The organism is Bradyrhizobium sp. F1.4.3 (assembly GCF_040548375.1).
Classification (GTDB): domain Bacteria; phylum Pseudomonadota; class Alphaproteobacteria; order Rhizobiales; family Xanthobacteraceae; genus Bradyrhizobium.
Map to the genome: position 1 here is coordinate 868092 of NZ_JBEPRN010000002.1, position 22643 is coordinate 890734.

At 64.2% G+C, this 22643-nt stretch carries 21 protein-coding genes; 18 read left to right on the plus strand and 3 right to left on the minus strand.

Annotated features, from left to right (window positions below; genetic code table 11):
• Positions 1-21 precede the first annotated feature (21 nt).
• The 7 genes from ABIB73_RS11560 (at position 22) to ABIB73_RS11590 (ending at position 5994) form a co-directional block, all read left to right on the plus strand.
• Positions 22-1344, plus strand: coding sequence for an ABC transporter substrate-binding protein (locus ABIB73_RS11560; RefSeq protein WP_354224045.1), 1323 nt, complete (start codon positions 22-24; stop codon positions 1342-1344).
• A 15-nt stretch (positions 1345-1359) separates the two neighbouring features.
• Complete coding sequence (locus ABIB73_RS11565; protein WP_354224047.1) at positions 1360-2127, plus strand: ABC transporter ATP-binding protein; 768 nt, start codon at positions 1360-1362, stop codon at positions 2125-2127.
• A gap of 3 nt (positions 2128-2130) precedes the next feature.
• Positions 2131-2835: an ABC transporter ATP-binding protein gene (locus ABIB73_RS11570; RefSeq protein ID WP_354224049.1), complete on the plus strand. Its 705-nt coding sequence runs from the start codon at positions 2131-2133 to the stop codon at positions 2833-2835.
• Between the two features lie 13 nt (positions 2836-2848).
• Positions 2849-3730 carry a branched-chain amino acid ABC transporter permease gene (locus tag ABIB73_RS11575; RefSeq protein ID WP_354224051.1) on the plus strand — a complete coding sequence of 294 codons (882 nt, stop codon included), beginning with the start codon at positions 2849-2851 and terminating at the stop codon, positions 3728-3730.
• On the plus strand, positions 3727-4746 hold the full coding sequence (locus tag ABIB73_RS11580; protein ID WP_354224053.1) for a branched-chain amino acid ABC transporter permease: 1020 nt from the start codon (positions 3727-3729) through the stop codon (positions 4744-4746). The genes ABIB73_RS11575 and ABIB73_RS11580 overlap by 4 nt, the downstream gene beginning before the upstream one ends.
• Positions 4706-5629, plus strand: coding sequence for a polyphosphate kinase 2 family protein (locus ABIB73_RS11585; protein ID WP_354224055.1), 924 nt, complete (start codon positions 4706-4708; stop codon positions 5627-5629). Before ABIB73_RS11580 ends, ABIB73_RS11585 begins: the two co-directional genes overlap by 41 nt.
• Positions 5630-5751: 122 nt before the next feature.
• Positions 5752-5994 (plus strand): DUF3551 domain-containing protein, encoded by a 243-nt coding sequence (locus ABIB73_RS11590; protein WP_354224286.1) that lies wholly within the window; start codon positions 5752-5754, stop codon positions 5992-5994.
• Between the two features lie 522 nt (positions 5995-6516).
• On the opposite strand, the gene ABIB73_RS11595 is transcribed toward ABIB73_RS11590, so the two are convergent.
• On the minus strand, positions 6517-6996 hold the full coding sequence (locus ABIB73_RS11595) for a hypothetical protein (protein WP_354224057.1): 480 nt from the start codon (positions 6994-6996) through the stop codon (positions 6517-6519).
• Positions 6997-7160: 164 nt separating this feature from the next.
• On the opposite strand from ABIB73_RS11595, the gene ABIB73_RS11600 reads away from it, so the two are divergent.
• The 11 genes from ABIB73_RS11600 to ABIB73_RS11650 all read left to right on the plus strand — a co-directional run bounded on the left by ABIB73_RS11600 (position 7161) and on the right by ABIB73_RS11650 (position 21729).
• Positions 7161-9500 (plus strand): mechanosensitive ion channel family protein, encoded by a 2340-nt coding sequence (locus ABIB73_RS11600; protein ID WP_354224059.1) that lies wholly within the window; start codon positions 7161-7163, stop codon positions 9498-9500.
• Between the two features lie 183 nt (positions 9501-9683).
• Entirely contained in the window at positions 9684-10682 is a 999-nt protein-coding gene (locus ABIB73_RS11605; RefSeq protein ID WP_354224061.1) for a tripartite tricarboxylate transporter substrate-binding protein, read from the plus strand.
• Positions 10683-10845: 163 nt separating this feature from the next.
• Positions 10846-12498: an NAD-dependent malic enzyme gene (locus ABIB73_RS11610; protein ID WP_354224063.1), complete on the plus strand. Its 1653-nt coding sequence runs from the start codon at positions 10846-10848 to the stop codon at positions 12496-12498.
• 135 nt (positions 12499-12633) lie between these two features.
• Positions 12634-13026 (plus strand): BlaI/MecI/CopY family transcriptional regulator, encoded by a 393-nt coding sequence (locus ABIB73_RS11615; RefSeq protein WP_354224065.1) that lies wholly within the window; start codon positions 12634-12636, stop codon positions 13024-13026.
• Positions 13023-15542, plus strand: a complete 2520-nt coding sequence (locus ABIB73_RS11620) for a M56 family metallopeptidase (RefSeq protein WP_354224067.1) — start codon at positions 13023-13025, stop codon at positions 15540-15542. The genes ABIB73_RS11615 and ABIB73_RS11620 overlap by 4 nt, the downstream gene beginning before the upstream one ends.
• Before the next feature lie 194 nt (positions 15543-15736).
• A complete protein-coding gene (locus tag ABIB73_RS11625; protein WP_354224288.1) occupies positions 15737-17662 on the plus strand; it encodes a serine hydrolase in 1926 nt (641 codons plus the stop codon).
• A 191-nt stretch (positions 17663-17853) separates the two neighbouring features.
• Complete coding sequence (locus tag ABIB73_RS11630) at positions 17854-19323, plus strand: DUF1800 domain-containing protein (protein ID WP_354224069.1); 1470 nt, start codon at positions 17854-17856, stop codon at positions 19321-19323.
• A gap of 2 nt (positions 19324-19325) precedes the next feature.
• Positions 19326-20576 (plus strand): DUF1501 domain-containing protein, encoded by a 1251-nt coding sequence (locus tag ABIB73_RS11635; protein ID WP_354224071.1) that lies wholly within the window; start codon positions 19326-19328, stop codon positions 20574-20576.
• A gap of 30 nt (positions 20577-20606) precedes the next feature.
• A complete protein-coding gene (locus ABIB73_RS11640; protein WP_354224073.1) occupies positions 20607-20774 on the plus strand; it encodes a hypothetical protein in 168 nt (55 codons plus the stop codon).
• Positions 20775-20927: 153 nt separating this feature from the next.
• Positions 20928-21458 (plus strand): septal ring lytic transglycosylase RlpA family protein, encoded by a 531-nt coding sequence (locus ABIB73_RS11645; protein WP_354224075.1) that lies wholly within the window; start codon positions 20928-20930, stop codon positions 21456-21458.
• 118 nt (positions 21459-21576) lie between these two features.
• Positions 21577-21729, plus strand: a complete 153-nt coding sequence (locus ABIB73_RS11650) for a hypothetical protein (protein WP_354224077.1) — start codon at positions 21577-21579, stop codon at positions 21727-21729.
• 106 nt (positions 21730-21835) lie between these two features.
• On the opposite strand, the gene ABIB73_RS11655 is transcribed toward ABIB73_RS11650, so the two are convergent.
• Together ABIB73_RS11655 and ABIB73_RS11660 are read right to left on the minus strand one after the other, a co-directional pair.
• Positions 21836-22141: a hypothetical protein gene (locus tag ABIB73_RS11655; RefSeq protein ID WP_354224079.1), complete on the minus strand. Its 306-nt coding sequence runs from the start codon at positions 22139-22141 to the stop codon at positions 21836-21838.
• A gap of 95 nt (positions 22142-22236) precedes the next feature.
• The gene (locus ABIB73_RS11660; RefSeq protein ID WP_354224080.1) at positions 22237-22512 is read right to left on the minus strand and encodes a hypothetical protein; all 276 of its coding nucleotides are present in this window, start codon (positions 22510-22512) and stop codon (positions 22237-22239) included.
• Between the last annotated feature and the right edge of the window lie 131 nt (positions 22513-22643).

The window sequence follows — 22643 nt, forward strand, 5'->3', positions numbered from 1 at the left end:
CAATCGTCCAGGGAGGTTTAGATGCGCCTGCGCATGGCTGCCCGCTTGGTCCGCGGGCTGTTGATCGCGATTGCGGCGATGGGCTTGGGCGTGTCCGCCAAGGCTCAAGACAAAGCTCAGGACAAGAAAATCAAGATCGGCGTGATTTTCGACCTGACCGGCCCGCTCGCGGGCGGCGGCTCCGAGCTCGAATATCTCGGCACCAAGATCATCCTCGACCATTTTAGCAAGACCGGCGTCGAGGGCTACAAGGTCGAGGCGGTCTATGCCGACGCGCAGAGCAAGCCCGACATTGCCATCAATGAATCTGTCCGCCTGCTCGAGCAGGAGAAGGTCGACATGGTGCTCGGCTTCTTCTCCTCGGCACAATGCGTGCCGGTCGCAGCCCGCGTCGAGCAGCTCAAGAAGTTCATGTGGATGACGACCTGCATCTCGTCGTCCGTGTTTGCCGACAAGAACTACAAATATGTCTTCCGCCCGCAGGCAAGCGGCGACCAGTTCGGCATGATGACGATGGATTTCATCGCGCAGAACGCCAAGGAGAAGTTCGGCAAGGAGCCGAAGGACCTCCGCGTCGCCATCATCCATGAGGACGGTGCCTATGGCGTCGACGTCTCCAAAGGCAACGAGGCGGGCGCCAAGAAGGCCGGCTTCAACGTCGTGCTGAAGGAAGGCTACTCCGCGACCGCACCAGATCTCTCCGCGCTGGTGACCAAGCTGAAGCGTGCAAAACCCGACGTGATCTTCCACACCGGCTACAATCCGGACATCACGCTGCTGCTGCGCCAGGCCCGCGAGCAGGGCCTGAAGTTCGGCGCGCTGATGGGGCATGGTGCGGGCTACGGCGTCTATGAGAAGCTGAAGGAAGGTCTTGGTGCGGACGCCACCTATCTCTTCAACACCGACCCGATCTCGATCTGGCTTGCCAACCAGAAGACCATGGATCCGAAGCTTGCGACTGTCATCAAGATGGTCGGCGAGGAGTTCGACAAGATCAGGCCCGGCGTTGCCATCCGCTCGGCCCATGTCGGCATCGGCGCGTCCAACACTTACGTGTTCATGAATGATGTGCTGCCGCGCGCGATCAAAAAGTATGGCGGCGTCGATCCCGATGCGCTGCGCAAGGCCGCGCTCGAGACCGACATTCCCGAGGGCGGCACCATGCTCGGCTTCGGCGTCAAGTTCTACGGCGAGGGCACGCCGATGGCGGGCCAGAACGAGCGCTCGTTCCCGGTCGTGATCCAGTATATCGACGACAAGTCCTCAGTGGTGTGGCCCAAGAGCCAGGCGCAGCGCGAGGCCGTGCTGCCGCTGCCGAAAGGCACCACCTACAGCAACCAGTAGCGGCGGAGAGCTTTGGTGTTGGAAGTCAACGGGCTGGTGAAGCGGTTTGGCGGCTTCACCGCCGTCAACAACGTGTCGTTCAGGGTCGAGCAGGGCGAGATCCTCGGCCTGATCGGCCCCAACGGCTCGGGCAAGAGCACGATCTTCAACATGCTCTCCGGCACGCTGGCGCCAAGCTCCGGATCGATCCTGTTCGGGGGACATGAGATCGCTGGCCTCGCGCCGCACCGGATTATCAACCGCGGCATCGGCCGGACCTTCCAGATCCCGCGCCCGTTCCGTCGGCTGACCATTTTCGAGAACGTCGCGCTCGCCGGCTTCTACGGCCAGGGCCGTCATAGCCGTGTCAAAGCCGAGGAGGCGGCGGAACGGTCGCTCGCGCTTGTGGGCCTGCCGACCGATCGTCACGCCAGCGTCGACGGCCTCGGCGCGGCCGGCCTGAAGAAGCTTGAACTTGCGAAAGCGCTCGCCACCGCGCCAAAACTGCTGCTCGCCGACGAGAGTCTTGGCGGCCTCGACGAGGCCGAGATGGGTCAGGCTGCCGACATGTTGCGCAACATCCGCGATGAGCTCGGCATCACCATCATCTGGGTCGAGCACATCATGGGCGTGCTGATGCGCGTGGTCGACCGCGTCATGGTGCTCGATCACGGCGAGAAGATCTCGGAGGGGCCGCCGAGCGACGTTGCCGGCGATCCGCGCGTGATCGAGGTTTATCTCGGCACCGACGCCGAGACCACGCAAGCCGCGGCCGCCGCAGCGCGCCGCCGCGCGGGAGGCTAGACGATGCTGGAACTGCGGTCCGTCAGCGCCGGCTACGGCACCTTCCAGGCGCTGTTCGACGTCAATCTCGACGTGAGAGCGGGCGAAGCGGTTGGCGTCATCGGCCCGAACGGCGCCGGCAAGACCACGCTGATGCGCGTCATCTCCGGCCTGGTCCGCCCCTCGCGCGGCTCGATCGCGATGGAAGGCGCCGACGTCGTGAAGACGCCGCCGCACAAGATCGTCAGCCTCGGCATTGCGCATGTGCCAGAGAACCGGCGGCTGTTTCCGCAGCTTTCGGTCGACGACAATCTGAAGATGGGTGCCTTCATGAAGGAGGCGCGCAGCCACTATGCCGAGCGGCTGGAGGTCGTGTTCGATCTGTTTCCGCGGCTGAAGGAACGCCGCCACCAGATGGCCGGCACCATGTCCGGCGGCGAGCAGCAAATGTGCGCGATCGGTCGCGCGCTGATGTCGAATCCAAAGCTGCTGCTGCTCGACGAACCTTCTGCCGGGCTCGCGCCGGTCGTGGTGCAGCAAGTGTTCGAGCTGGTGAAGCGGATCCGTGCGCGCGGGCTGACGGTGCTGATCGTCGAGCAGAACGTACAGCAGGTGCTGCGAGTGGTCGATCGCGCCTATCTGATCGAGGCCGGAACAATGCGTGCGTCGGGTAGCTCGGCAGAGATGCTGGCGAGCGATACGGTCAAGGAAGCTTATCTCGGGGTGTGAAGGGCATGCAGGCATGCAAGCATTTTTGGACATCTTCGACATCTATCTGCTGGAGGCCGTCATCAACGGCATCCTGCTCGGCGGCGTGCTGGCGCTGCTTGCGCTCGGGCTCAATCTGATCTTTGGCGTCATCGACGTGACCTGGATCTGCTACGCCGAGCTCGTGATGATCGGCATGTACGCCATGTATTTCATGGTGCAGTATTACGGCATCAGCTATTTCATCGCCGCGCCGCTGACCATCATGCTCGTCGCGATCCTCGGTGCTCTCTTGCACTATCTCGTCATCGCGCCGCTGCTGACCGCGCCGCCGATCAACCAACTACTCGCGACTGGCGGCGTGCTGTTCGTGCTCCAGAGCTTTGCCACCGTCGCCTTCGGCGTCGACTTCCGCAATCTCGGCATCCGCCTGCCGGTGCTGGCCTTCGGCGACATGAATTTCAGCTACGCGCGACTGCTCTCGTTCGCGGCCGCCTTGGTCGGCATGGTTGCGGTCTATCTGTTCATGACGCGCACCTTCACCGGCACCGCGATCCGCGCCATCTCGCAGGACCGGCAGATCATGGCGCTGATGGGCGTCGACACGAAGAGGGTCTATCTCATCACCTCGGCGCTTGGCGGCGCGCTGGCCGGGCTCGCCGCCTGCCTGCTGGTGCTGCAATACGACGTGCATCCGTTCGTCGGCCTCTCCTTTGGACCGATCACCTTCCTGATCTGCGTGCTCGGCGGCCTCGGCAATTTCATCGGCGGCTTCATCGCCGCCTTCGTGTTTGCGGAGATCATCTCGCTCGGCGGTCTGTTCTCCGATCTTGAATGGGGCTATGTGCTCGCCTTCGCCTTCTTCATCGTCATGATGTTCATCCGGCCCGCGGGCCTGCTTGCGAGGCGCCGATGATGGGGCAGGGGCGGCTTGTGGCGTGGGCAGTGGGACTGGCGGCGCTGATCGCGCTGCCGTTCGTCTATCGCGATCCCTATCATCTGCACCTCCTGGTGCTGATCCTGATCTGGTCGTTCGCCTATACGTCGTGGTCGATGATGGGGCGGTTCGGCCTGGTCTCGCTGGGGCACGGCGGCTTCATGGGGATCGGTGCCTATGTCACCGCGCTGTTGTGGAATCATCTCGGCTTGTCGCCCTGGATCGGCATTCCCGTCGGCATGGTCGCGGCCGGCGTGCTGGCGCTGATCGTCGGTTATCCCTGTTTCCGCTTCCGGATCACCGGACACTATTTCGTGCTGGTGACGCTGGCGCTCTCCGGCATCGTGCTCCAGGTCATCACGGCGACCCGCGACTATACCGGCGGCTCGCTCGGCTATACGCCGAACCGCGCGTCAGGCAACAAGCTCCTGGCGCTGCAATTCGACGACAAGACGACCTGGTACCTGATCGCGCTCGCGGTCTGGCTCGGGGGCATCATTGTCTGGCACTTGGTCGACCGCAGCATGAGCCGCTATGCGCTGGAGGCGATCTCGGAGGACGAGGACGCCGCGGCCGCCGCCGGCGTCGACGTCACCGTGGAAAAACTGAAGATCACGCTGATCAGCGCTTTGATGACGGCGCTGGCGGGCGCGATCTACTGCCAGTACCAGATGTTCATTACGCCCGACACGGTCAGCGGCATCGCCGTGTCGCTCCAGATGGTGTTCGCCGCCATCGTCGGCGGCCTCTTCGTCTCGCTCGGTCCGACCGTCGGTGCCGTCATCACCATTCTGCTGGCAGAGACCCTGCGGATCGGCTTCGGCACCAGGGCGGTCGGCTGGGACAACCTCGTCTATGGCGTTTTGCTCGTGCTCTTCATCATATTCCTTCCCAAGGGCATCCTTGGTAGCGTGCTCGACCGATTGAAGCCGCAACGCAAGGTGTCCCGCGCTCATGAGCAAGAAACCGTCCAAATCGCTCGCCCAGGAACTTGATCGCTACATTACGCCATTCCGCTACGACGGTGCCGGTAAGTTTCGCCTCAGCAGGCACAAGACCAACGAGAAGGGCGATCTCGACAAGGAACAGGCGCAGGAGATCCTCGACGCCAACAAGAAGCGGCTGATCGAGTTCCAGGAGAAGCTCTACGCCCAGGATCGCTGGTCGCTTCTGATCGTGCTCCAGGGCATGGACGCCGGCGGCAAGGACTCTGCGATCAAGGCGATCTTCGAAGGCATCAACCCCCAGGGCTGCGAGGTTCACGCCTTCAAGCAGCCGAGCAGCAACGAGCTCGACCACGATTTCCTCTGGCGCCACGTCATCGCTCTGCCGGAGCGCGGCCATATCGGCATCTTCAACCGCTCCCATTACGAGGAATGCCTGGTGACGCGGGTGCACCCGGAGATCCTGGCCAAGGAGAAGCTGCCGCCAAAGCTCGTCACCAAGAACATCTGGAAGGAACGGTTCGAGGACATCTCCGCGTTCGAGCGCTATCTCTGCCGCAACGGCACGGTGGTGCTGAAGTTCTTTCTCAACCTTTCCAAGCAGGAGCAGCGCGAGCGCTTCCTCGACCGGCTGGATACTCCAGCCAAGCAGTGGAAATTCTCGATGGGCGATATCAAGGAGCGCGCGCTTTGGCCGCGCTATCAGGCGGTCTACCAAGACATCGTGCGGCACACGGCGACGCCTCATGCGCCCTGGTATGTCGTGCCCGCCGACCACAAATGGTTTGCCCGCGTCGTGATTGGCTCGGTGATCAACGCCGAGCTCGATCGGCTGGACCTGCGCTTCCCCCGCGCCGACAAGGCTTCGCTGGCCGAGTTCAAGAACGTGCGCAAGGCGCTGGAGCGCGAAGGAAACGGGCGCGGGAAGCAGTGATGCCTGCGATGGTTGCGGTTCTCGCCGGTGCAGGCTTTAACGAACTCCGCAGTTGTCCTACGGTTGACGTGCAGAAAGTGCGTTCCTGATTCGAGGTTGATGTGGCCAAGACCGCTCTCGCTGTGTCCGCGCTTGCGTTGGTTCTGATGAGCGTGCCCGCACGGGCGCAGATCTATGACCCGCGCTCCCCGGTCTGTCTGCACGTCTTCGGTGAATTAGAGGGTGAGCGCATGGACTGCATCTTCTCCTCGTTCGCCCAGTGCCAGGCCGCAGCGTCGGGGCGCCCCGCGACCTGTCTGATGAATCCCTATTTTGCACAGGCATCCGCGGTGCCGCCGGCGAGGACGGGGCGGCGCGTTCGCTAGACCTCGGGATTAGGTAGGTGCGAAAAGCGAAGCGTGCCCACTAATCTTTGTCCGGGAGAGGCGGTGGGCACGACGCTGACGCGCCTTTGCCACCCTACGATCTCCGTTCAAGCCACCCCTCAATACCCGCTGTCTCATGCGGCCAAATCTGTCGCGGGAACAGGATGGAACGCGCCTGCAAATGTGATTCTAGAGCCCGTTGATCTCGCTTGACAGTTTTGTGTCACGGGAGGACCATCACTGAGGTCGCTAATAAGCGACGCGTAACGTCCACCTCAAGAGCAAGGGGAGGTCTATGACACCACCTCCGCAGATCCAGCCGCGTTAAGTGCGATGGAGCTCGTTCGGACTATCGCATAGCGGCAGACACCGCGAACGGCACGCCGGGTCAAGGTTTAGAGGGCTGCATCAGTAAGGCAAAGCCCCTACCTGCCCGGCGCTGTGCGTTTTGCGCCAAGCGCAACCACGCATTCTTCTGCACGCCGAAGATCACCCAGCCACTGATAATAGACCGGCTGCTTGTCATGCAGCGCGATGCGGTCGTTGGGCGGACGGTCGACGTTGCCCCAGAGATAGAGGCTTCTTGTCACGGCAAAGAATTCCTGCGTTCTTCAGCGCATAGGCGTCCGGTGGCCGCATCAACCGTGACGCCCTCGATCTTGGACGAGAAATGTCCGCCACCATCGCCCTGTCCGGGCTTGACCGAAACCGCCTGACTTTGAAGAAGGTCATGATCTCGGGCTTCGCGCCGCAGTCGACGACGATGTCGATCTGATGCTTCAGCGACGCGACGATCTCCTTCAGATTCGGCAGGTCCTGCGCAGCGCTGGTGTCGACGGTGATGCCGCGATAGGTAAACGTCGCTCCGCTCTGCGCGGATAGGGATCGCGTGTCGAGCAGGGCCGCCACGCCCGCGAGCACGAGCCGGCGCCGATCGAAGTGTGTCATGTGAAGTCCCCCAAATCCGGCCGCTATCGCATGCTTTTGTGCGGCATTGGTCATAGCGCAGTTCCATCATGCCTGCGTTGCGGCAAATGCCAAGAGATTGTCGCCTCATCGGCAAACTTCCGACACAGGATCGGGGCGAATAACGCTGATCCGACATGACGCAGTGCTTCGCGCGGTCACGATTCCGCCGGCGCATTTCATTTTTTTAAGGAATCCGCGTGTCGCATAAGCTTGCCCCGGCGCTTCTCGCAGCCCTCTTCCTCGCAATCTCTTCCCTCTCCACAGCGCGCGCCGAGCCGGCTGCGCCGGCCACCAACGCCGCCGCCGCATTGTCGCCTGATGAGGCGAGGCGCGCGCTGGAGACGCTCCAGGACGACCAGAAGCGCGCGCAGATGATCGATACGCTACGCGCCATTGCCAATGCTTCGGGTCAGCGGCAGCCGGCGGCTCCGGCTTCCGAGCAGAAATCGCCGATCCCGCTCTCGGCCGATGGCCTCGGCGCGCAGCTCCTGCTCACGGTGTCGGAGCAGATCGGCGAGATTTCGCGAGAGGTCGCTGATATGGCCCGGACGCTTACGCACTTCCCCGCCTTCTATTATTGGATCGTGCGGACCGCCAATGATCCCGCCGCCTACAATCTCCTGATCGAGATCGCCTGGAAGCTCGCCCTGGTGTTCGGTTGCGCCCTCTCGGCGGAGTGGGTCATCTTTCGCCTGATCCGGCGTCCGGTCGCGTTCCTCGAAGAGCGCATGCCGCAAACCGCGCGCCTGCCGGCGCAGGCGCTGCCCATCGTCGATCCGCCATCATCCGCAGCCGACGTCGCGCCCGAGCCCGAATTGCACAAGCGCCGTCACAGCCTTGCGCGCGTCTGGCAATTGTTGCTGCGGCTGCCCTTCGTACTCGGCCGCCTGGTGCTCGAACTGCTTCCGGTGTTGGTCTTCGTCGGCCTGGCGACCGCACTGCTCGGAACGGAGATCGGCGAGCCCGCCACCGTCCGCCTCGTGATCCTCGCGGTCGTCAACGCCTACGCGTTCTCGCGCGGGCTCATCTGCGTCGTCCGTGCGCTGGCGGGGCCGTTCGGCCTGTTTCCGCTGCGCGCCGAGACCGCGGCCTATATCGAGATCTGGGCGCGCCGCATCGTCGGCATCGGCGTATCTGGCATCGCCTTTGCCAATGTCGCGCTGCTGCTTGGTCTGCATCGCGCGGGCTACGCGGCGCTGCTGCGCATGGTGATGCTGGTCGTGCATCTCTTCATCGTCGTCATCATTCTGCAATGCCGCCGCCAGGTTGCGGAAACCATTCGCGCGCCGGCCGGGCGCCAAGGGATTGCAGCACGTTTGCGCAACCGTATCGCCGATGGATGGCATTATCTCGCCATTGCGCTCGATCTTGCGCTGTGGGCGGTCTGGGCGCTGAACATCCGCAACGGCTATTCGCTGCTGCTGCAATATTTCGTGGGCACCGTCGGGGTGGCGCTGATCACGCGCGTCGCCATCATGGTGACGCTGAGCCTGATCGACCGCGGCTTTCGCATCAATCCGGAGATCCTCCAGCGCTTTCCGGGGCTGGAGATCCGCGCCAACCGCTATCTGCCGCTGCTGCGCAAGATCGTCTCGGGCATCATCGCCCTCATCGGCTTCGTGGCCGTGCTCGAGGTCTGGGGCGTCGACGCCATCGTCTGGTTTTATGGCGGCCAAATCGGCAGCCGGCTGATCTCGGCGGTGGTGACGATCGGCATCGCCGTATTCATTGCTGCGGCGATCTGGGAAGCCAGCAACGCGCTGCTGGATCGCCAGATCAATACGCTGTCGCGCGACGGACACTATGCCCGCGCCGCGCGCCTGCGCACCTTCCAGCCGATGCTGCGGACGGCGTTGCTGTGCCTGATTGCGACCGTCGTCGGCCTCACGACGCTGAGCGAGATCGGCGTCAATGTCGCGCCGCTGCTGGCCGGTGCCGGCATCGTCGGCATTGCGATCGGCTTCGGCTCGCAGAAGCTGGTGCAGGACCTCATCACCGGCCTGTTTCTGCTTTTGGAGAACACGGTCCAGGTCGGCGACACCGTCAGCGTGTCCGGTCTCACCGGCGTGGTCGAGAACGTCTCGATCCGCACCATCCGGCTGCGCGCCGGCGACGGCGCCGTGCACATCGTGCCGTTCAGCGCGGTGACGACCATCACCAATGCCAGCCGCGGCGCCGGCAACGCCTCCGTCAGCGTCAACGTCGCCTACAAGGAGGACACCGACCGCGCCGGCCAGATTCTCAAGGACATCGTCGAAGAGATGCGCGGCGAACCGGAATTTCGCGGCGTGATCCGCGGCGACCTCGAGCTCTGGGGTATCGATAAGGTCGACGGCGCGATGGTGTCGATCGTCGGCCAGATTCGCTGTACCGAGGCCGGCCGTTGGCCGGTCCAGCGCGAGTTCAACCGCCGCATGAAGCAGCGCTTCCAGCAGAACGGCATTGAGGTCGCATCTGCCACCCACACCATTTTGATGCAGATCGCTCCACCGGCCGATGCCGCCACCAACCTGACGCCGCGGCGAGCGGCGGGGTAGGGCATGATCCGGAAAAGTGTGCAGCGGTTTTCCCTCGCGACAAACGCGGTACGCGTTTGCGCGGAGATCATGCTCAAACAATAATCTCCGCAAAAATTCCCGCTTGCCTCCGCCCGCCCGGCAGCGTTCACTCCGCCCTAGTCCGCTACCGACATGCGGGCGACAAGAAGGGTGGAGAGACTGATGCGGGGGCAGTGGGCCGGATTGCGCCGTCATGTGATTGTCATTTGCGCGTTGATCGGATCTGCGGTGTGGACCGCACCTGGCAGCGCCCAGCCGTTTCCCTCACGCCCCATCACCCTCGTGGTGCCGTTCGCAGCGGGCGGCCCGACCGATACGCTGGCGCGGATCCTGTCGGAACGGATCGCGGCCGAGCTGCATGCGACGATCGTGGTCGAGAACGTGGCCGGCGCCTCGGGCAGCATCGCCGGCGCTCGCGTCGCGCGCGCGGCCGCGGATGGCACAACGATCACCATCGGCCATTGGGGCACGCATGTGCTCAATGGCGCGATCTTCAAGCTGCCCTATGACGTGGTCGCGGATTTCGAGCCGGTTGCGCTGGTCGCGATGGGGACGCAGCTCATCGTCGGCCGGAAGACGCTCAAGGCCGACAATCTCAAGGAGTTGACCATCTGGCTGAAGGAGAACCCCGGCAAGGCCACCGCCGGGACCGCTGGTGCCGGCACCGGCGCCCATGTCGCCGGCGTCTTCTTCAAGGAAAAGACCGGCACGGACTTCCAGTTCGTGCCCTATCGCGGCGCCGGGCCCGCCATGATCGATCTCGTCGCAGGCCAGATCGATATCATGTTCGACCAGGCCTCGAACTCGCTGCCGCAATACAGGAACGGTGCGATCAAGGCGTTCGCGGTGACCTCGCCGACGCGGCTCGCATCCGCGCCCGACATTCCGACTGTCGACGAGGCGGGCCTGCCCGGCCTCTACATCTCCTACTGGCACGGCATCTGGGCGCCGAAGAACACGCCGAAGGAGATCGTCACGAAGCTCAATGCGGCCATCGGCGCCGCGCTTGCCGATCCGTCCGTCAAGCAGCGCTTTGCCGAATTGGGGCAGGAGATACCGCCATCGGACCGGCAATCGCCCGCAGCACTCGGCGCTTTTCAGAAGGCGGAGACCGAGAAATGGTGGCCGATCGTGAAGGCCGCCGACATCAAGCCGGAATAGACTCGCCTCGTTAACCTTTGCGTCGCGCGCAAACTGCGATCCGCACGAAAATCTCGCTGCGGTGCGAGATCACAATCGCTGCCTGAGAGGCAACGTCCTTGATCTCAGGGGAGCACTGGCCGACAATGTTTGCAGTTCAATAAGAAACTCCTTGGGGGAATTCGTGAATAGACCTGCCCGGGTCGTTGCCCAGTCGACATCATCCAATTCGCTGCAAGGCATGGCGTTGCTGCGCGATCCCCTGCTCAACAAGGGTACCGCCTTCACGGAAGCAGAGCGCGCTGCGCTCGGCTTGCGTGGCCTGCTGCCGCCCTGCGTGCTGACGATCGAGACGCAGGCGGAGCGCGTCCTCACCAATCTGCGCACGCTACCGACAGATCTGGAAAAATACGTTGCGCTGAACGCGCTGCATGACCGCAACGAGGCGCTGTTCTTCCGTGTCGTCGTCGACAACATCGACGAGATCCAGCCGATCATCTACACGCCGACCGTCGGGCTCGCCTGCCAGAAATACGGCCTGATCTTCCAGCGGCCGCGCGGCATGTTCATCTCCTCGCGTGATCGCGGCCAGATCGCCGAGATTCTGAAGAACTGGCCTTACCCGGCAAAACTCATCGTCGTGACCGATGGCGAACGCATCCTTGGGCTCGGCGATCTCGGCGCCAACGGCATGGGCATTCCGGTCGGGAAGCTCTCGCTCTATTCGGCCTGTGCCGGCGTTCATCCCGAACATTGTCTGCCGATCGTGCTCGACGTCGGCACCAACAATGAGGAGCTGTTGAACGATCCCTATTATCTCGGCCTGCGCGAACGACGGCTCACGGGCGAGGCCTATGACAGCTTCGTCGACGAATTCATGGTCGCCGCGCAAAAGACCTTTCCGGGCGTGCTGATCCAGTTCGAGGATTTCGCCAACCATTCGGCGTTCAAGCTGCTGCACAAGTACCGCGATGAGTCCTGTGTCTTCAACGACGACATCCAGGGCACCGCGGCGGTGGCGCTCGCGGGCCTGTTCTCGGCGCTGCGTGTCAGCGGCGGCAAACTCAAGGACCAGAAGATCCTCTTCCTGGGCGCGGGCGAAGCGGCCACCGGCATTGCCGATCTCGTCGTCTCCGCGATGATGGCGGAGGGGGCTTCCGAGGCCGAGGCGCTGCGGCGCAACTGGCTGGTGGACTCTCGAGGCCTCGTCGTCAGCGGCCGCGCCGGCCTCTCCGGCCACAAGCTCCGCTACGCCCATACCGATCAGGCGTCGATTGCCGACTTCCTCACCGCGATCAAAACGCTGAAGCCGACGGCGATCATCGGCGTCGCCGCGGTCGGCGGCGCCTTTACGCCCGACGTGCTCAAGGCGATGGCCGGGCTCAACGACCATCCGATCGTGTTTGCGCTGTCCAACCCGACCTCGAAGGCCGAATGCTCGGCGGAGGATGCCTATCGCTATACCGAGGGCCGCGCGCTGTTCGCCTGCGGTAGCCCTTATGACCCGGTCAGGCTCAACGGCCGCACCTTCGTGCCGCGCCAGGGCAACAACTCCTACATCTTCCCCGGCGTCGGTCTCGGCGTCATCGCCAGCCGCTCGCGGCTGGTGACGGACGAGATGTTCATGGCCGCCGCCCATTCGCTCGCCGATTGCGTCGGCAAGGAGGACCTTGCACAGGGCAGCCTCTATCCGGCACTGCCTCGCATCCGCGAGGTTTCGGCCGGCATCGCCGCCGCGGTCGCAGACGTCGCCTATCAGCGCGGGCTGGCGGACGGACCCGCGCCCAACGACGTGAAGGGCCTGGTCCAGTCACAGATGTACGAGCCGCGGTACTGAGCCAACGACCCCGGCCGGATAGCGGTTAGGTCAGCACGGTGATACCATTTCAGGTGGAATCGCCGTTGCGCGGCGCGGCCGTATATGCGACGATCCGTAGCGTTACAAGAAAACTCAATCCGCAGGTCAGATGCCATGGACGATCGTTTGCCCGAACTGGGCGACCTCGAGCACGAGGTCATGCAATTGGTTTGGGCCCACGGTCCGGTGACGGCCGAGGTCGTGCGCGAACGGCTGTCGCGGCGTCTGAAGGAATCGACGGTCCGCACGGTGCTGCGCCGGCTTGAAGAAAAGGGCTATGCTCACCACACCGTGGACGGACGCACCTACGTCTACCACGCCGCCGAACCGCGCGCGCGGGTGGCGGCCAAGGCCGTGCAGCGCATTGTCGACTGGTTCTGCAACGGCTCGATGGAGGAGGTCCTCGTCGGCATGGTGGACAACGCGATGCTCGACCAGCAGCAATTGCGCACGCTGGCCGACCAGGTGGCGAAGGCGAAGAAAGCGAGGGGAGTGAAGAAAGAATGATCGCAACTCTGGCTGAGGCGGCGCTGCGCTCCTTCGTGCTGGGAGGCGTCGTCTGGTTTGGTCTCAACCTGTTTCGTTCGCGCAACCCGCACGTCCATATGACGGCGTGGGTCATCGTGCTGCTGGCCTCGCTCGCGATGCCCTTCGTGATGCATTGGCCGACGCTCACCATCGACCGGCTGCCCTTGTCCGTACCGGTGCCGGACGAACTCTGGCCGGCCGATATCTCGATGCTGGAGACGCCGCAGCCGGCGCTGCCGACCGCGCCTGGCGCGGCCCTTGCCCTGCCGGCCAGGACTGCCGTCGCGATCGACTGGTGGCTGGTGACCAGCATCGTCTATGCCGGCGTCGCCGGTCTGTTGCTGTTGCGGCTCGCCGTTGGCCTTTGCCTGACCTGGCGCCTGGCGCGGGCGGCGAAGCCGATGAACGGTCCGCAGATGGTCGATGCCGATGTGCGCGTCAGCCGCGACGTCGGCGGTCCCGTCACCTTCGGCTCGACCATTCTGGTGCCGCCGCAATTCGCCGGGTGGGATGCCAAGAAGCGCCTCGCGGTGCTCGCGCATGAGGGCGCGCATGTCGCCAATCGCGACTTCTACATCCTGCTGCTCGCCTCCCTCAACCGCGCGATGTTCTGGTTCAGCCCGTTCTCGTGGTGGCAGCTCGCGCGTCTCGCCGAGCTCGCCGAGATCATCAGCGACGCCCAGGCGATCGAGGTGATCGATGACCGGCTGTCCTACGCCGAAATCCTGCTCGACGTTGCAACGAGCGTAGAACCGCGGCCGGTAGAGCTCGCGATGGCGCGAGCCTCGACTGTACGCGGCCGCGTCGAACGTATCATCGCGGCGGCTGCCATGCCCGTGGCAGTCGGCTGGCGCAAGCGGCTGTGGATCGCGGGGGCGATCGTGCCGGTCGTGATCGTGTCGGCCGGCATGATCGCGTATCGCACCCCGGATCCCGCACCCATGGCCGCAGATCTCGGCGAGGTGCCGGCCGAGCATTATCGCCCCTTCGTCAATTTCTACGCCATGGGCCCGGCCTCGGTATTCGCCATCTTCCGCGAGGGCGACGAGCTCTACGGACAGCTCACCGGGCAGCGCAAGCTGCGCTTGACGATTGGCAGTGACGACACGGTCTCCTACGCGGCCTCGTTCGGCGAGATCACGTTCCCGCTCGATGCGGAGCGTCGATCCTCCGAACTGATGCTACACATGAATGGCCGCGACGTGCGCGCAGTTCGCGTCGCCGAGATGCCGAGGCCGGCCGTCGACCCGGCGTCGCTCGATCAGTATGTCGGATGGTACAGGACCGCGCCGAACCGCGTGCTCACCGTGCGGCGCGACGGCGATCGGCTTCAGGTGCAGGAAACCGTGCAGGGCCGGGCCGTGCTCCTCGCCGAAGGTGCCGACGTCTTCTCCATCCACGGCGACAATCTCTTGATCTTCCTGCGCGACGAACAGGCGAGAGTCTCGCGCGTTCTGGTCCAGAACGCGGTCTTCGGCGCCCGCCTGGCGCCGCGGATCGACGCGGCGGTGGCTCAGGCGATTGAGGCGGACTTCGCGCGCCGCGTCGCAGAAGTGCCGGATCGCTTCCGGGAGCAGGTTCCGGTCGACGGCGGCAAGGATGCGATCCTGCGCGGGATCGAGGATCTGCGCCACGGCACGCCGAATTATGATCGCATGAGTGCGCCGCTCGCCGCCAAGATCCACCGCCAGCTCGACGAACTGCACGCGACGTTCGTGGCGCTCGGTGCGGTCGAGTCAATCTTCTTCCGCGGTGTCGGTCCCGGCGGCTACGACATTTATGGCGCGAAGTTCGAGAACGGCTCGGCGGAATTCCGCCTGCTGCTCGAGCCCGATGGGAAGGCCAGCGACGTGATTTTCCGGGCCGACGGCAATGACGAGCTCGGCGGCATTGTCTCCTGCGCGGAGGAGGCGAATGTGCGCGGCCGCGCTGGCACGTCACCGATCCGGATCATGGTCTATAACGAGACAGGCGACGACATCCAAATCTTCAATCTCGACGCCGAGGGCAAGCGCAGGATGCAGAGCGTCGTCAGGCCCAACGTGTCCTGGGCCTCGCTGACCACCGTGAACAATCCCTGGGTGATTGCCGACAAGTCGGGGCGATGCCTGGAGCTCCTGGTGCCGGGCCGGCAAACGCGCTTCCACAACGTCGAGACCTCGAATCGCGGCGCGCGGCCGGGGCGCGTGGCGCGCCGTGCCGTTCCGATCGCCAATGGCGAGGAGATGCTGCGCCGCTACATCGAAGGCGTCGGCAAGGGGCAGCCGGACTACGACCACATGACGTCGGAGGTCGCCGACATCACGCGTCAGCAGCTTCCGTTCGACCAGGCGATCCTGGCGCGGCTCGGAGTGTTGCGTGCGGTATCATTCCGCGGCGTCACCGCGCTCGACAGCGACATCTATGTCGCCCAGTTCGCCAACGGCTCGGCGGAATGGCGCATCGGCGTCAGGAACGGCACGATCACCAAGATCGCGCTCGGGCCGAATTTCTAGAGTGGTCCAAATCTGAGATTGGTACTCGCCCGACCGGCGCTTGAGCGGTCGGAATCGCCCTGAAGCGACAATTTCAGGGCGGCTGTGCGCATGCGGAGATATCGGGATGAAACTCATCGCATCGATGTGGACGATTCCAATCGCACTTTGCCTGTTGGGGACGGCGTTCGCCGATGACCTCACGACACCAGGTGATGCGAAAAAGCCTGGGATTCTCGGCCTCGCGTCTGGCGCGAATCGCGCCGTGGTATCAGGCGCGCTTCGATTCTTTCTCGCAGTCGGATGGCCTTGTCCCTGGCGCCGTCGTCCCAATCGCAAGGGGCGGCAAGCTCGCCTATTTGCAGGCCATCGGATTTCAGGACCGCGCCAAGACTGTCCCGATGAAGACGAATTCCATCTTCTGGATCGCCTCGATGTCCAAGCCGGTGGCCAGCGTCGCCGCGATGATTTTGGTGGACGATGGCAAGCTCGACGTCGAGGCGCCCGTCTCGCAGTATTTGCCGGAGCTTGGGGACATGCGGGTCGCTTTCCAGACGACGGACCCGGCCACAGGCGAATCGGACTACGGCCTCGGTCTGCCAAGACCACCAAAGCGCCCGATGACGGTTCGGGATCTGTTGCGCCATACGTCTGGCCTCATCTATCCGGAGCTCGATTTTGCCTATCCGGAACGGGGCCTTGCGGACGCGAGCGCCGATCTCGGAATTCGGACGATCCATGGGCTCTATGGCCTTAGGGCCGTGTTCCGACGCGACAGGACGTTGGCGGATTTCGTGTCCAGTCTGGCCGGCCTTCCGCTCGCCCACGAGCCGGGCGAGGTCCATGAATATGGCTGGAGCATTGATGTGCTGAGCCGGGTTGTCGAAGTCGCTTCCGGTCAGCCTTTCGACCAATTCCTTCAGAGCCGCATCTTTGAGCCGCTGCATATGGTCGACACGGGCTTCTACGTGCCGAAAGAGAAGCTCGACCGCCTCGTCGATTCTCCCATGCCGGAACGGCCGCCGATCTGGGACGTCACGACGCCGCCGAAGCTGTTTTCTGGTGGTGGCGGACTCGTCTCGACCGCATCGGATTATCTCCGCTTTTGTCAGATGCCGTTGAACGGAGGCGAGCTCGATGGCGTGCGCGTGCTCAGCCCGCAGGCTGTGAACCAGATGACGGCGAACGCGCTGCCATCAGGTGTCAGCATCTTCGGAGAAGACGAGGTTGGCGCCCGCGCCGGAACAACCTTCGGACTTGGCTTCGCCATCCGCGCCGATCCAGTCCAAAGCTGGATACCGGGCGCGGTCGGAAGCCTTTCCTGGGCGGGGCTTTGGGGCACGTATTTCTGGATCGATCCGGCGGAGCAATTGATTGGCCTACAGATGGTCCAGGCGACTCCCGGCAGCAAAGGGCGCCAAGCGGTGCTGTACTCGGGGATCAATCGCCTCGTCTATGGCGCATTGACGATTCCCGAGTCGTCCGCCGTTCCGCCGGCTGTGCCGGTGATCCTGAGCACGGAAGCGCTCGCCGATTATGCCGGGACCTATGACTTCGGCGCCACGGTGAGCTCGCGTGACAGGCAGGGCTTGGCCGATGGCAAGACCGGATGGCTTGGAATCGGGAATTTCGTCGCCATGGAGCAGGAGGGCCTGAGGATCAACAAGCCGAACCTCGGCAGCAGCCCCGCAGCCAAGGCCGGTGTGATGGCGGGCGACCTCATCACTGAAATTGACGGCGCGCCGCTCAAAGGCCTCTCGCTCGCCGATGTCCTGGCCAAGCTGCGCGGGCCGGCCAACACGACGATCAAGATGAAAATCGTCCACAGGGGCCAAGGCAGCGCGAGCGATCTCAGCGTCGTGAGGGCCACCCGCCGTGTCAATGCGGTCCAACTTCAACTTCGCGTCGAGCATGGCAAGCTCATTGCGGAAGCGACGGGGGCTTGGCCGATCCTCGAATTCGAGAAAGACAAGGCGGCTCCGTTTGTGGCGACATCAAGCAACGAACTCACCGCAGACGACGAAGATCATAGCCGGATCGCTTTCGTCAGGGACGCCGCAGGCAAAGTCTCTGGGCTCATCCTGAATCCCGGGCCTTGGGAGCAGCATGCGGCGAAGATCGCGCTCGGGCCAAATTTCTAGGTCGCTCACGCGCATCCGCCGGCCTGCGGATGCGCGCTCGTTCCACCGAGACAGTGCAGCGGCGCCTTCAATCCTGAATCCTGGCTTGCGCAATCCTATCTCTAATGCTACGATAAGTAGCATTACGGTTCGTAGCCTGACGTGGCGCATCGCGCTGCCGTCGGCTGGCTCGAAAGAATTGGGCGTTCGCCATGAGCAATTCTGCAAAGGCTGAAGCTGTGCTGGCGCTTCATCGTTTCGGGATGGGCCCGCGACCGGGATCGATTGCCGCTGTCGGGACCGACCCGCGCGGTGCGCTGATCGCAGAGCTCGACCGGCCGCTGGTGCTCACCGCAGCGGCGAGCCTGCCCTCCAGTGCGAAGGCCTATCGCACCGTGGCCGATGCCAATGCGCGGCGAGCGGCGCGCGCCAAGCAGGCGCAGCAGCAGGCGAAGAAGCAGCAGGTGGCTGCGGTGCCGGTCATGTCCGAAGACCAGCCTCAAACGCAGGGTCAGGCGGCGGGCCAGAGCGCGGAGAAAGACGCCGCCGAGATCGCAGCCAAGCAGGCGGCCGAGGCCGTCCCCGATCCCGGACGCCCGATGTATTTGCAGGAGGCCAAGCGGCGCACCGAAGCCGCGCTTGCCGCCGACATCGGCTTCGCCGAGCGGCTGGTGTGGTTCTGGTCCAACCATTTCTGTATCTCGGCCAACAGGATTCAGAGCATGTCCGGCGCCTATGAACGCGAAGCCATTCGCGCCAACGCGCTTGGCCGCTTCGTCGATCTTGTGCTGGCCACCGAGGGCCATCCGGCGATGCTGTTCTATCTCGACAATCTCGGCTCGATGGGCGCGAACTCGATCGCCGGCATCAATCGCAGCCGCGGCCTCAACGAGAACTTTGCGCGCGAGATCATGGAGCTGCACACGCTCGGTGTTCGCGCTGGCTACACCCAGGACGACGTCATCAGTTTCGCCAATGTGCTGACGGGATGGACGCTCGTTCCGCCCGGCGACAATCCCGAGCATGGCGGCGAGTTTACCTTCAATCCCCGCCTGCACGAGCCGGGCGGGCAGACCGTGCTCGGCAAGCGTTATGAGGAGGAGGATGCCGAGCAGGGCCGCGCCGTGCTGCGCGATCTCGCCGTGCATCCGGCCACAGCGACCCACATCGCGACCAAGCTCGCACGGCATTTCGTGGCGGATGAGCCGCCGCCGGCGCTGGTCGAGCTGATGGCGAAGACGTTTCGCGATACCGAGGGCGACCTCAAGCAGGTCGCGATCGCGATGGTGTCGTCGGACGATGCGTGGCGCGGGCCGCCGTTGAAACTCAAGCGTCCTGGCGAATGGGTTATCGGCATGGTGCGCGCGACGGGGATCACCGTTGTCGATCCCGTTCGATACACCGGGGGCCAGGAGCTGCTCGGCGAGGCGCTGTGGCGTCCGCCGGCGCCCAAGGGCTACCCCGACGACGAGGCGAGCTGGATCGACGGTGTTGGCCGGCGGCTCGACGTCGCCAACAATTTCGCCGAGCGCATCACCGGCACCGCGGATCCGCAGGAGATCATTGAAAACGTCTTCGCATCCGAGATCGCGCCCGAGGTGAAGCAGGCCGTCGGCCGCGCCGAGAGCCGGCAGCAGGCGCTGGCGCTGTTGTTCATGTCGGCGGATTTTCAGAGGAGGTGAGCATGGGCTTCGTCAATCATTTGCCCACGCGGCGCGAGCTTCTGGTCGGCTCAGGCGCGCTGTTCGCGTGGAGCCAGATGCCGCGGCTTGCGCGCGCGGAGGGGCGCGATCCTCGCCTGCTCGTCATCGTCCTGCGTGGCGCGCTCGACGGCCTTGGCGCGGTCGCTCCGGTCGGCGATCCCGACTGGATCTCGTTGCGCGGCGATCGTGCGCTGGCGCTGGACGGCAAGCCGCCCGCGCTGCCGCTTGATGCTTTCTTCGCGCTCAATCCGGCAATGCCGAACCTGCACCGGCTCTACAGGAGCGGCAAGGCCTCGATCGTCCACGCCACAGCGACGCCCTATCGCGAGCGCTCGCATTTCGACGGTCAGGACGTGCTGGAAAGCGGCATTTCCAAGCCTGGTGTGACCGGCTCAGGATGGCTCAACCGCGCGCTGCTCGCGCTGGAATCCGGCGGGCGTGTTGATCCGCGTGGCAGCCGCGCGCTCGGCATCGGCTCGGTCACGCCGCTGGTGGTGCGCGGGTCGGCGCCGGTGATGACATGGGTGCCGCAGAAGCTGCTGCCGGCGAGCGAGGACACGCAGAACCGCCTGCTCGATCTCTATCAGCACACCGACCCGAAGCTCGCGACCGTGCTTCAGGCGCGCATGAAGCTCGCTTCGCTGGGCGGCGCGCCCGGCACGGGCGATCCGATGTCGGACGATCCGACATTGATGCCGCCCGGCATCGCGCGTGTACGCGCCTACTTCGCCGAAGCCGCCGGCACCGCCGCGCGCTATCTCGCCAAACCCGATGGCCCGCGCGTCGGCGCCATGGGTTTCGTCGGCTGGGACACGCATATCGCCGAAGGCGCGGCCTCGGGCCAGCTCTACAATCTGCTCGGTGCACTCGACGGCGCGTTCGCAGCGATTGAAGGCAACATGGGTGAGGCCTGGCATGAGACCGTGGTTGCCGTCGTCACCGAGTTCGGCCGCACCGCGCGCATCAACGGCACGCAGGGCACGGACCACGGTACCGGCACGGTCGCCTTCCTCATTGGCGGTGCGCTCGCCGGTGGCCGGGTGATCGCGGACTGGCCGGGCCTGAAGCCCGCGCAGCTGTTCGAGGACCGCGACCTCAAGCCGACCACGGATTTGCGCGCCGTTCTGAAGGGCCTGCTCAGGGATCATCTTCGCGTCGAAGAGAAGGTGCTCGTTGAAACGGTCTTTCCGGGCAGCGCAGATGTCAAAGCGATGGGGGGCCTCGTCGGCTGACGACGGGGCCTTTGCAACCGGATCGGGTCCATGATGTGCGCACTGACACAACGGGAGCTCGACTTTCTCGCCAGCCTGAAAACGGGGTGGCGACGGCTCTATCGGCGCGAGCTGGTGTGCCTCGTGAAGGCCGACGCCGAGACCGGTGAGGCTCAGGCTGATGCGCGCCCGATCATCTGGCGCGTCGTATCGGGTTGATTTTTTCGCAAGCCTGTCCCGATTCAGGACACGCGACTGTGGTGGAATCGCCACAGCCGGCGCGAAACGGTGGTGGCCCCAAGGCCGCTTTTGTTCAGCCAAGGTTCTGCCCTCATTGCCCACCGAAACTCTGGGTTGTTCGGAGGGCGTATCATGTCTCGCTTTGCACGTGCCGAAAGTGCCCGGATTTCCCTCGCAACCTCGTTCCGGTTGCTGCTCGCCATCATCGCTGCCGCATCGCTTGCCGCTTGCGCGCAATCGCCGGTCGGCCGCCAGAAGGCAGATCTGACCGGCACAAGCCGGCAGGTTGCGGTCGAGCGGCCGCACCGGGTGCGAGTGGCGGCGCTGCATCCGCGGCCGATCAGCCGGGTGCGCGTCCCTGATGGTAGAGAGGACGCAAAGCAGACCGCCGCGCATGGCGTCGCCAGCTTCTATTCGGACACCGAGACCGCGAGCGGCGAGAGGTTCGACAAGAACGAACTGACCGCGGCCCATCCCACCCTGCCATTCGGCACAAAGCTGCGCGTCACCGACGTCTCATCCGGCCGCTTTGTGACCGTCAGGGTCAACGATCGCGGCCCCTATGTCCGCGGACGCGTCGTCGACGTCTCGCCTTCCGCGGCCGAGGCGCTCGGCATGGTCGACAAGGGCATCACCAATGTCAGGCTCGACGTCGTGCGATAAGGCGCGTTCATCGACCTGAGACGCCAGCGCGCTTAACCGCCTGTTAGTCGCTTCTCGAGCACCATGGATGCCCAAACAACTCGGGGCTCCAATTTGGGGTCCTTTGGGGAGGCGGCGCTTGAACACGATCCAGTATCTCGAAGATCAGGCCGCGCGCGCCGAGCGGTTGGCCAAACGGATCACGGATACGCTGACGATCGAAAAGCTCCTGACCTTCGCAGGCGAACGCCGCCGCGAGATCGAGGTCATCGCCGCCAGGCGGCGGGCTTAACTCCAGCAAAGCATGCTCTGAACGCATTCGCCCCGCTGCAAAGCGTGCGACTTCTTCTCTCGTTCCGCGTCATCTGAACCATGCAGGAGGAGGCGGCGATGCGCGATCAGGTGTGGCTCTCGACGAAGTCGCTGAGATAGTCGGGAAGCCGGATGCCGTCGATATCGCAACGCGCGCGAATTTCGCCGGCGATCTCGGTCGAGATGTCCTTCATCCAATGTTCGAGCGTGTTGAACGAGATCACCTTGATGGGGTCGTTGAAGCAGCCGGCGACGAGCTCGCCGATCGTGGCCTCGAGGTCGCTCCGCTCGACGCGGATTTCAGTCCCCTTGTTGCGGCGATCGATCACCACGAACAGGGTCTGATCTGCGCCATAGGGCACGGTCGGACTGGGCACGCTGGCTTCAAGCATCTCAGGCACTCACGCCTTGGCTTCCGATCCCCGATAACGGGAACAACCGGTAGAAGGTTCCTGCCTTTGTGAAAGGCCTGTCGTGCGGACGGCGGTCAGAGATATTCCCGCAGCCGTGACAGCTCGATGATGTGCTCGGGCGACAGAATATCCGTGACCAGCGGTGGCTGCGACGCCGTGTGGATCTCATAGAGGTGTCGGGTTGCGGCCGGCTTCTCCATGAAGGCCGAGATGCATTCGTCGAGCGTGCCTTGGCTCACCTGGTAGGGCTCCCGGTCCGGTCTTCGCTGGTTTGCGAGCGACGGCCATTTATGCAGCACCGCAAGCGCGCCGAAGTCGACCTTTGAATCCGTAGCTGATGCGCCCCCCATCGTCCTCGCCTCACGCAAAAAGAACCCCAGCACGCAAGGCTTGCGTGCCGGGGTCCACACCAATCGCTGCATCTCAATGCCACGTCGACCAACGCGGCGGCCGGGAAATAGTTCCCGACCACCTTGTCGCT

Coding starts and splice junctions, on each gene's coding strand:
- ABIB73_RS11560 (WP_354224045.1), top strand. CDS start 22: ATGCGCCTGCGCATGGCTGCCCGCTTGGTCCGCGGGCTGTTGATCGCG.
- ABIB73_RS11570 (WP_354224049.1), top strand. CDS start 2,131: ATGCTGGAACTGCGGTCCGTCAGCGCCGGCTACGGCACCTTCCAGGCG.
- ABIB73_RS11575 (WP_354224051.1), top strand. CDS start 2,849: ATGCAAGCATTTTTGGACATCTTCGACATCTATCTGCTGGAGGCCGTC.
- ABIB73_RS11580 (WP_354224053.1), top strand. CDS start 3,727: ATGATGGGGCAGGGGCGGCTTGTGGCGTGGGCAGTGGGACTGGCGGCG.
- ABIB73_RS11585 (WP_354224055.1), top strand. CDS start 4,706: ATGAGCAAGAAACCGTCCAAATCGCTCGCCCAGGAACTTGATCGCTAC.
- ABIB73_RS11595 (WP_354224057.1), bottom strand. CDS start 6,996: ATGACCAATGCCGCACAAAAGCATGCGATAGCGGCCGGATTTGGGGGA.
- ABIB73_RS11605 (WP_354224061.1), top strand. CDS start 9,684: ATGCGGGGGCAGTGGGCCGGATTGCGCCGTCATGTGATTGTCATTTGC.
- ABIB73_RS11615 (WP_354224065.1), top strand. CDS start 12,634: ATGGACGATCGTTTGCCCGAACTGGGCGACCTCGAGCACGAGGTCATG.
- ABIB73_RS11620 (WP_354224067.1), top strand. CDS start 13,023: ATGATCGCAACTCTGGCTGAGGCGGCGCTGCGCTCCTTCGTGCTGGGA.
- ABIB73_RS11625 (WP_354224288.1), top strand. CDS start 15,737: ATGCGAAAAAGCCTGGGATTCTCGGCCTCGCGTCTGGCGCGAATCGCG.
- ABIB73_RS11630 (WP_354224069.1), top strand. CDS start 17,854: ATGAGCAATTCTGCAAAGGCTGAAGCTGTGCTGGCGCTTCATCGTTTC.
- ABIB73_RS11635 (WP_354224071.1), top strand. CDS start 19,326: ATGGGCTTCGTCAATCATTTGCCCACGCGGCGCGAGCTTCTGGTCGGC.
- ABIB73_RS11640 (WP_354224073.1), top strand. CDS start 20,607: ATGATGTGCGCACTGACACAACGGGAGCTCGACTTTCTCGCCAGCCTG.
- ABIB73_RS11645 (WP_354224075.1), top strand. CDS start 20,928: ATGTCTCGCTTTGCACGTGCCGAAAGTGCCCGGATTTCCCTCGCAACC.
- ABIB73_RS11655 (WP_354224079.1), bottom strand. CDS start 22,141: ATGCTTGAAGCCAGCGTGCCCAGTCCGACCGTGCCCTATGGCGCAGAT.
- ABIB73_RS11660 (WP_354224080.1), bottom strand. CDS start 22,512: ATGGGGGGCGCATCAGCTACGGATTCAAAGGTCGACTTCGGCGCGCTT.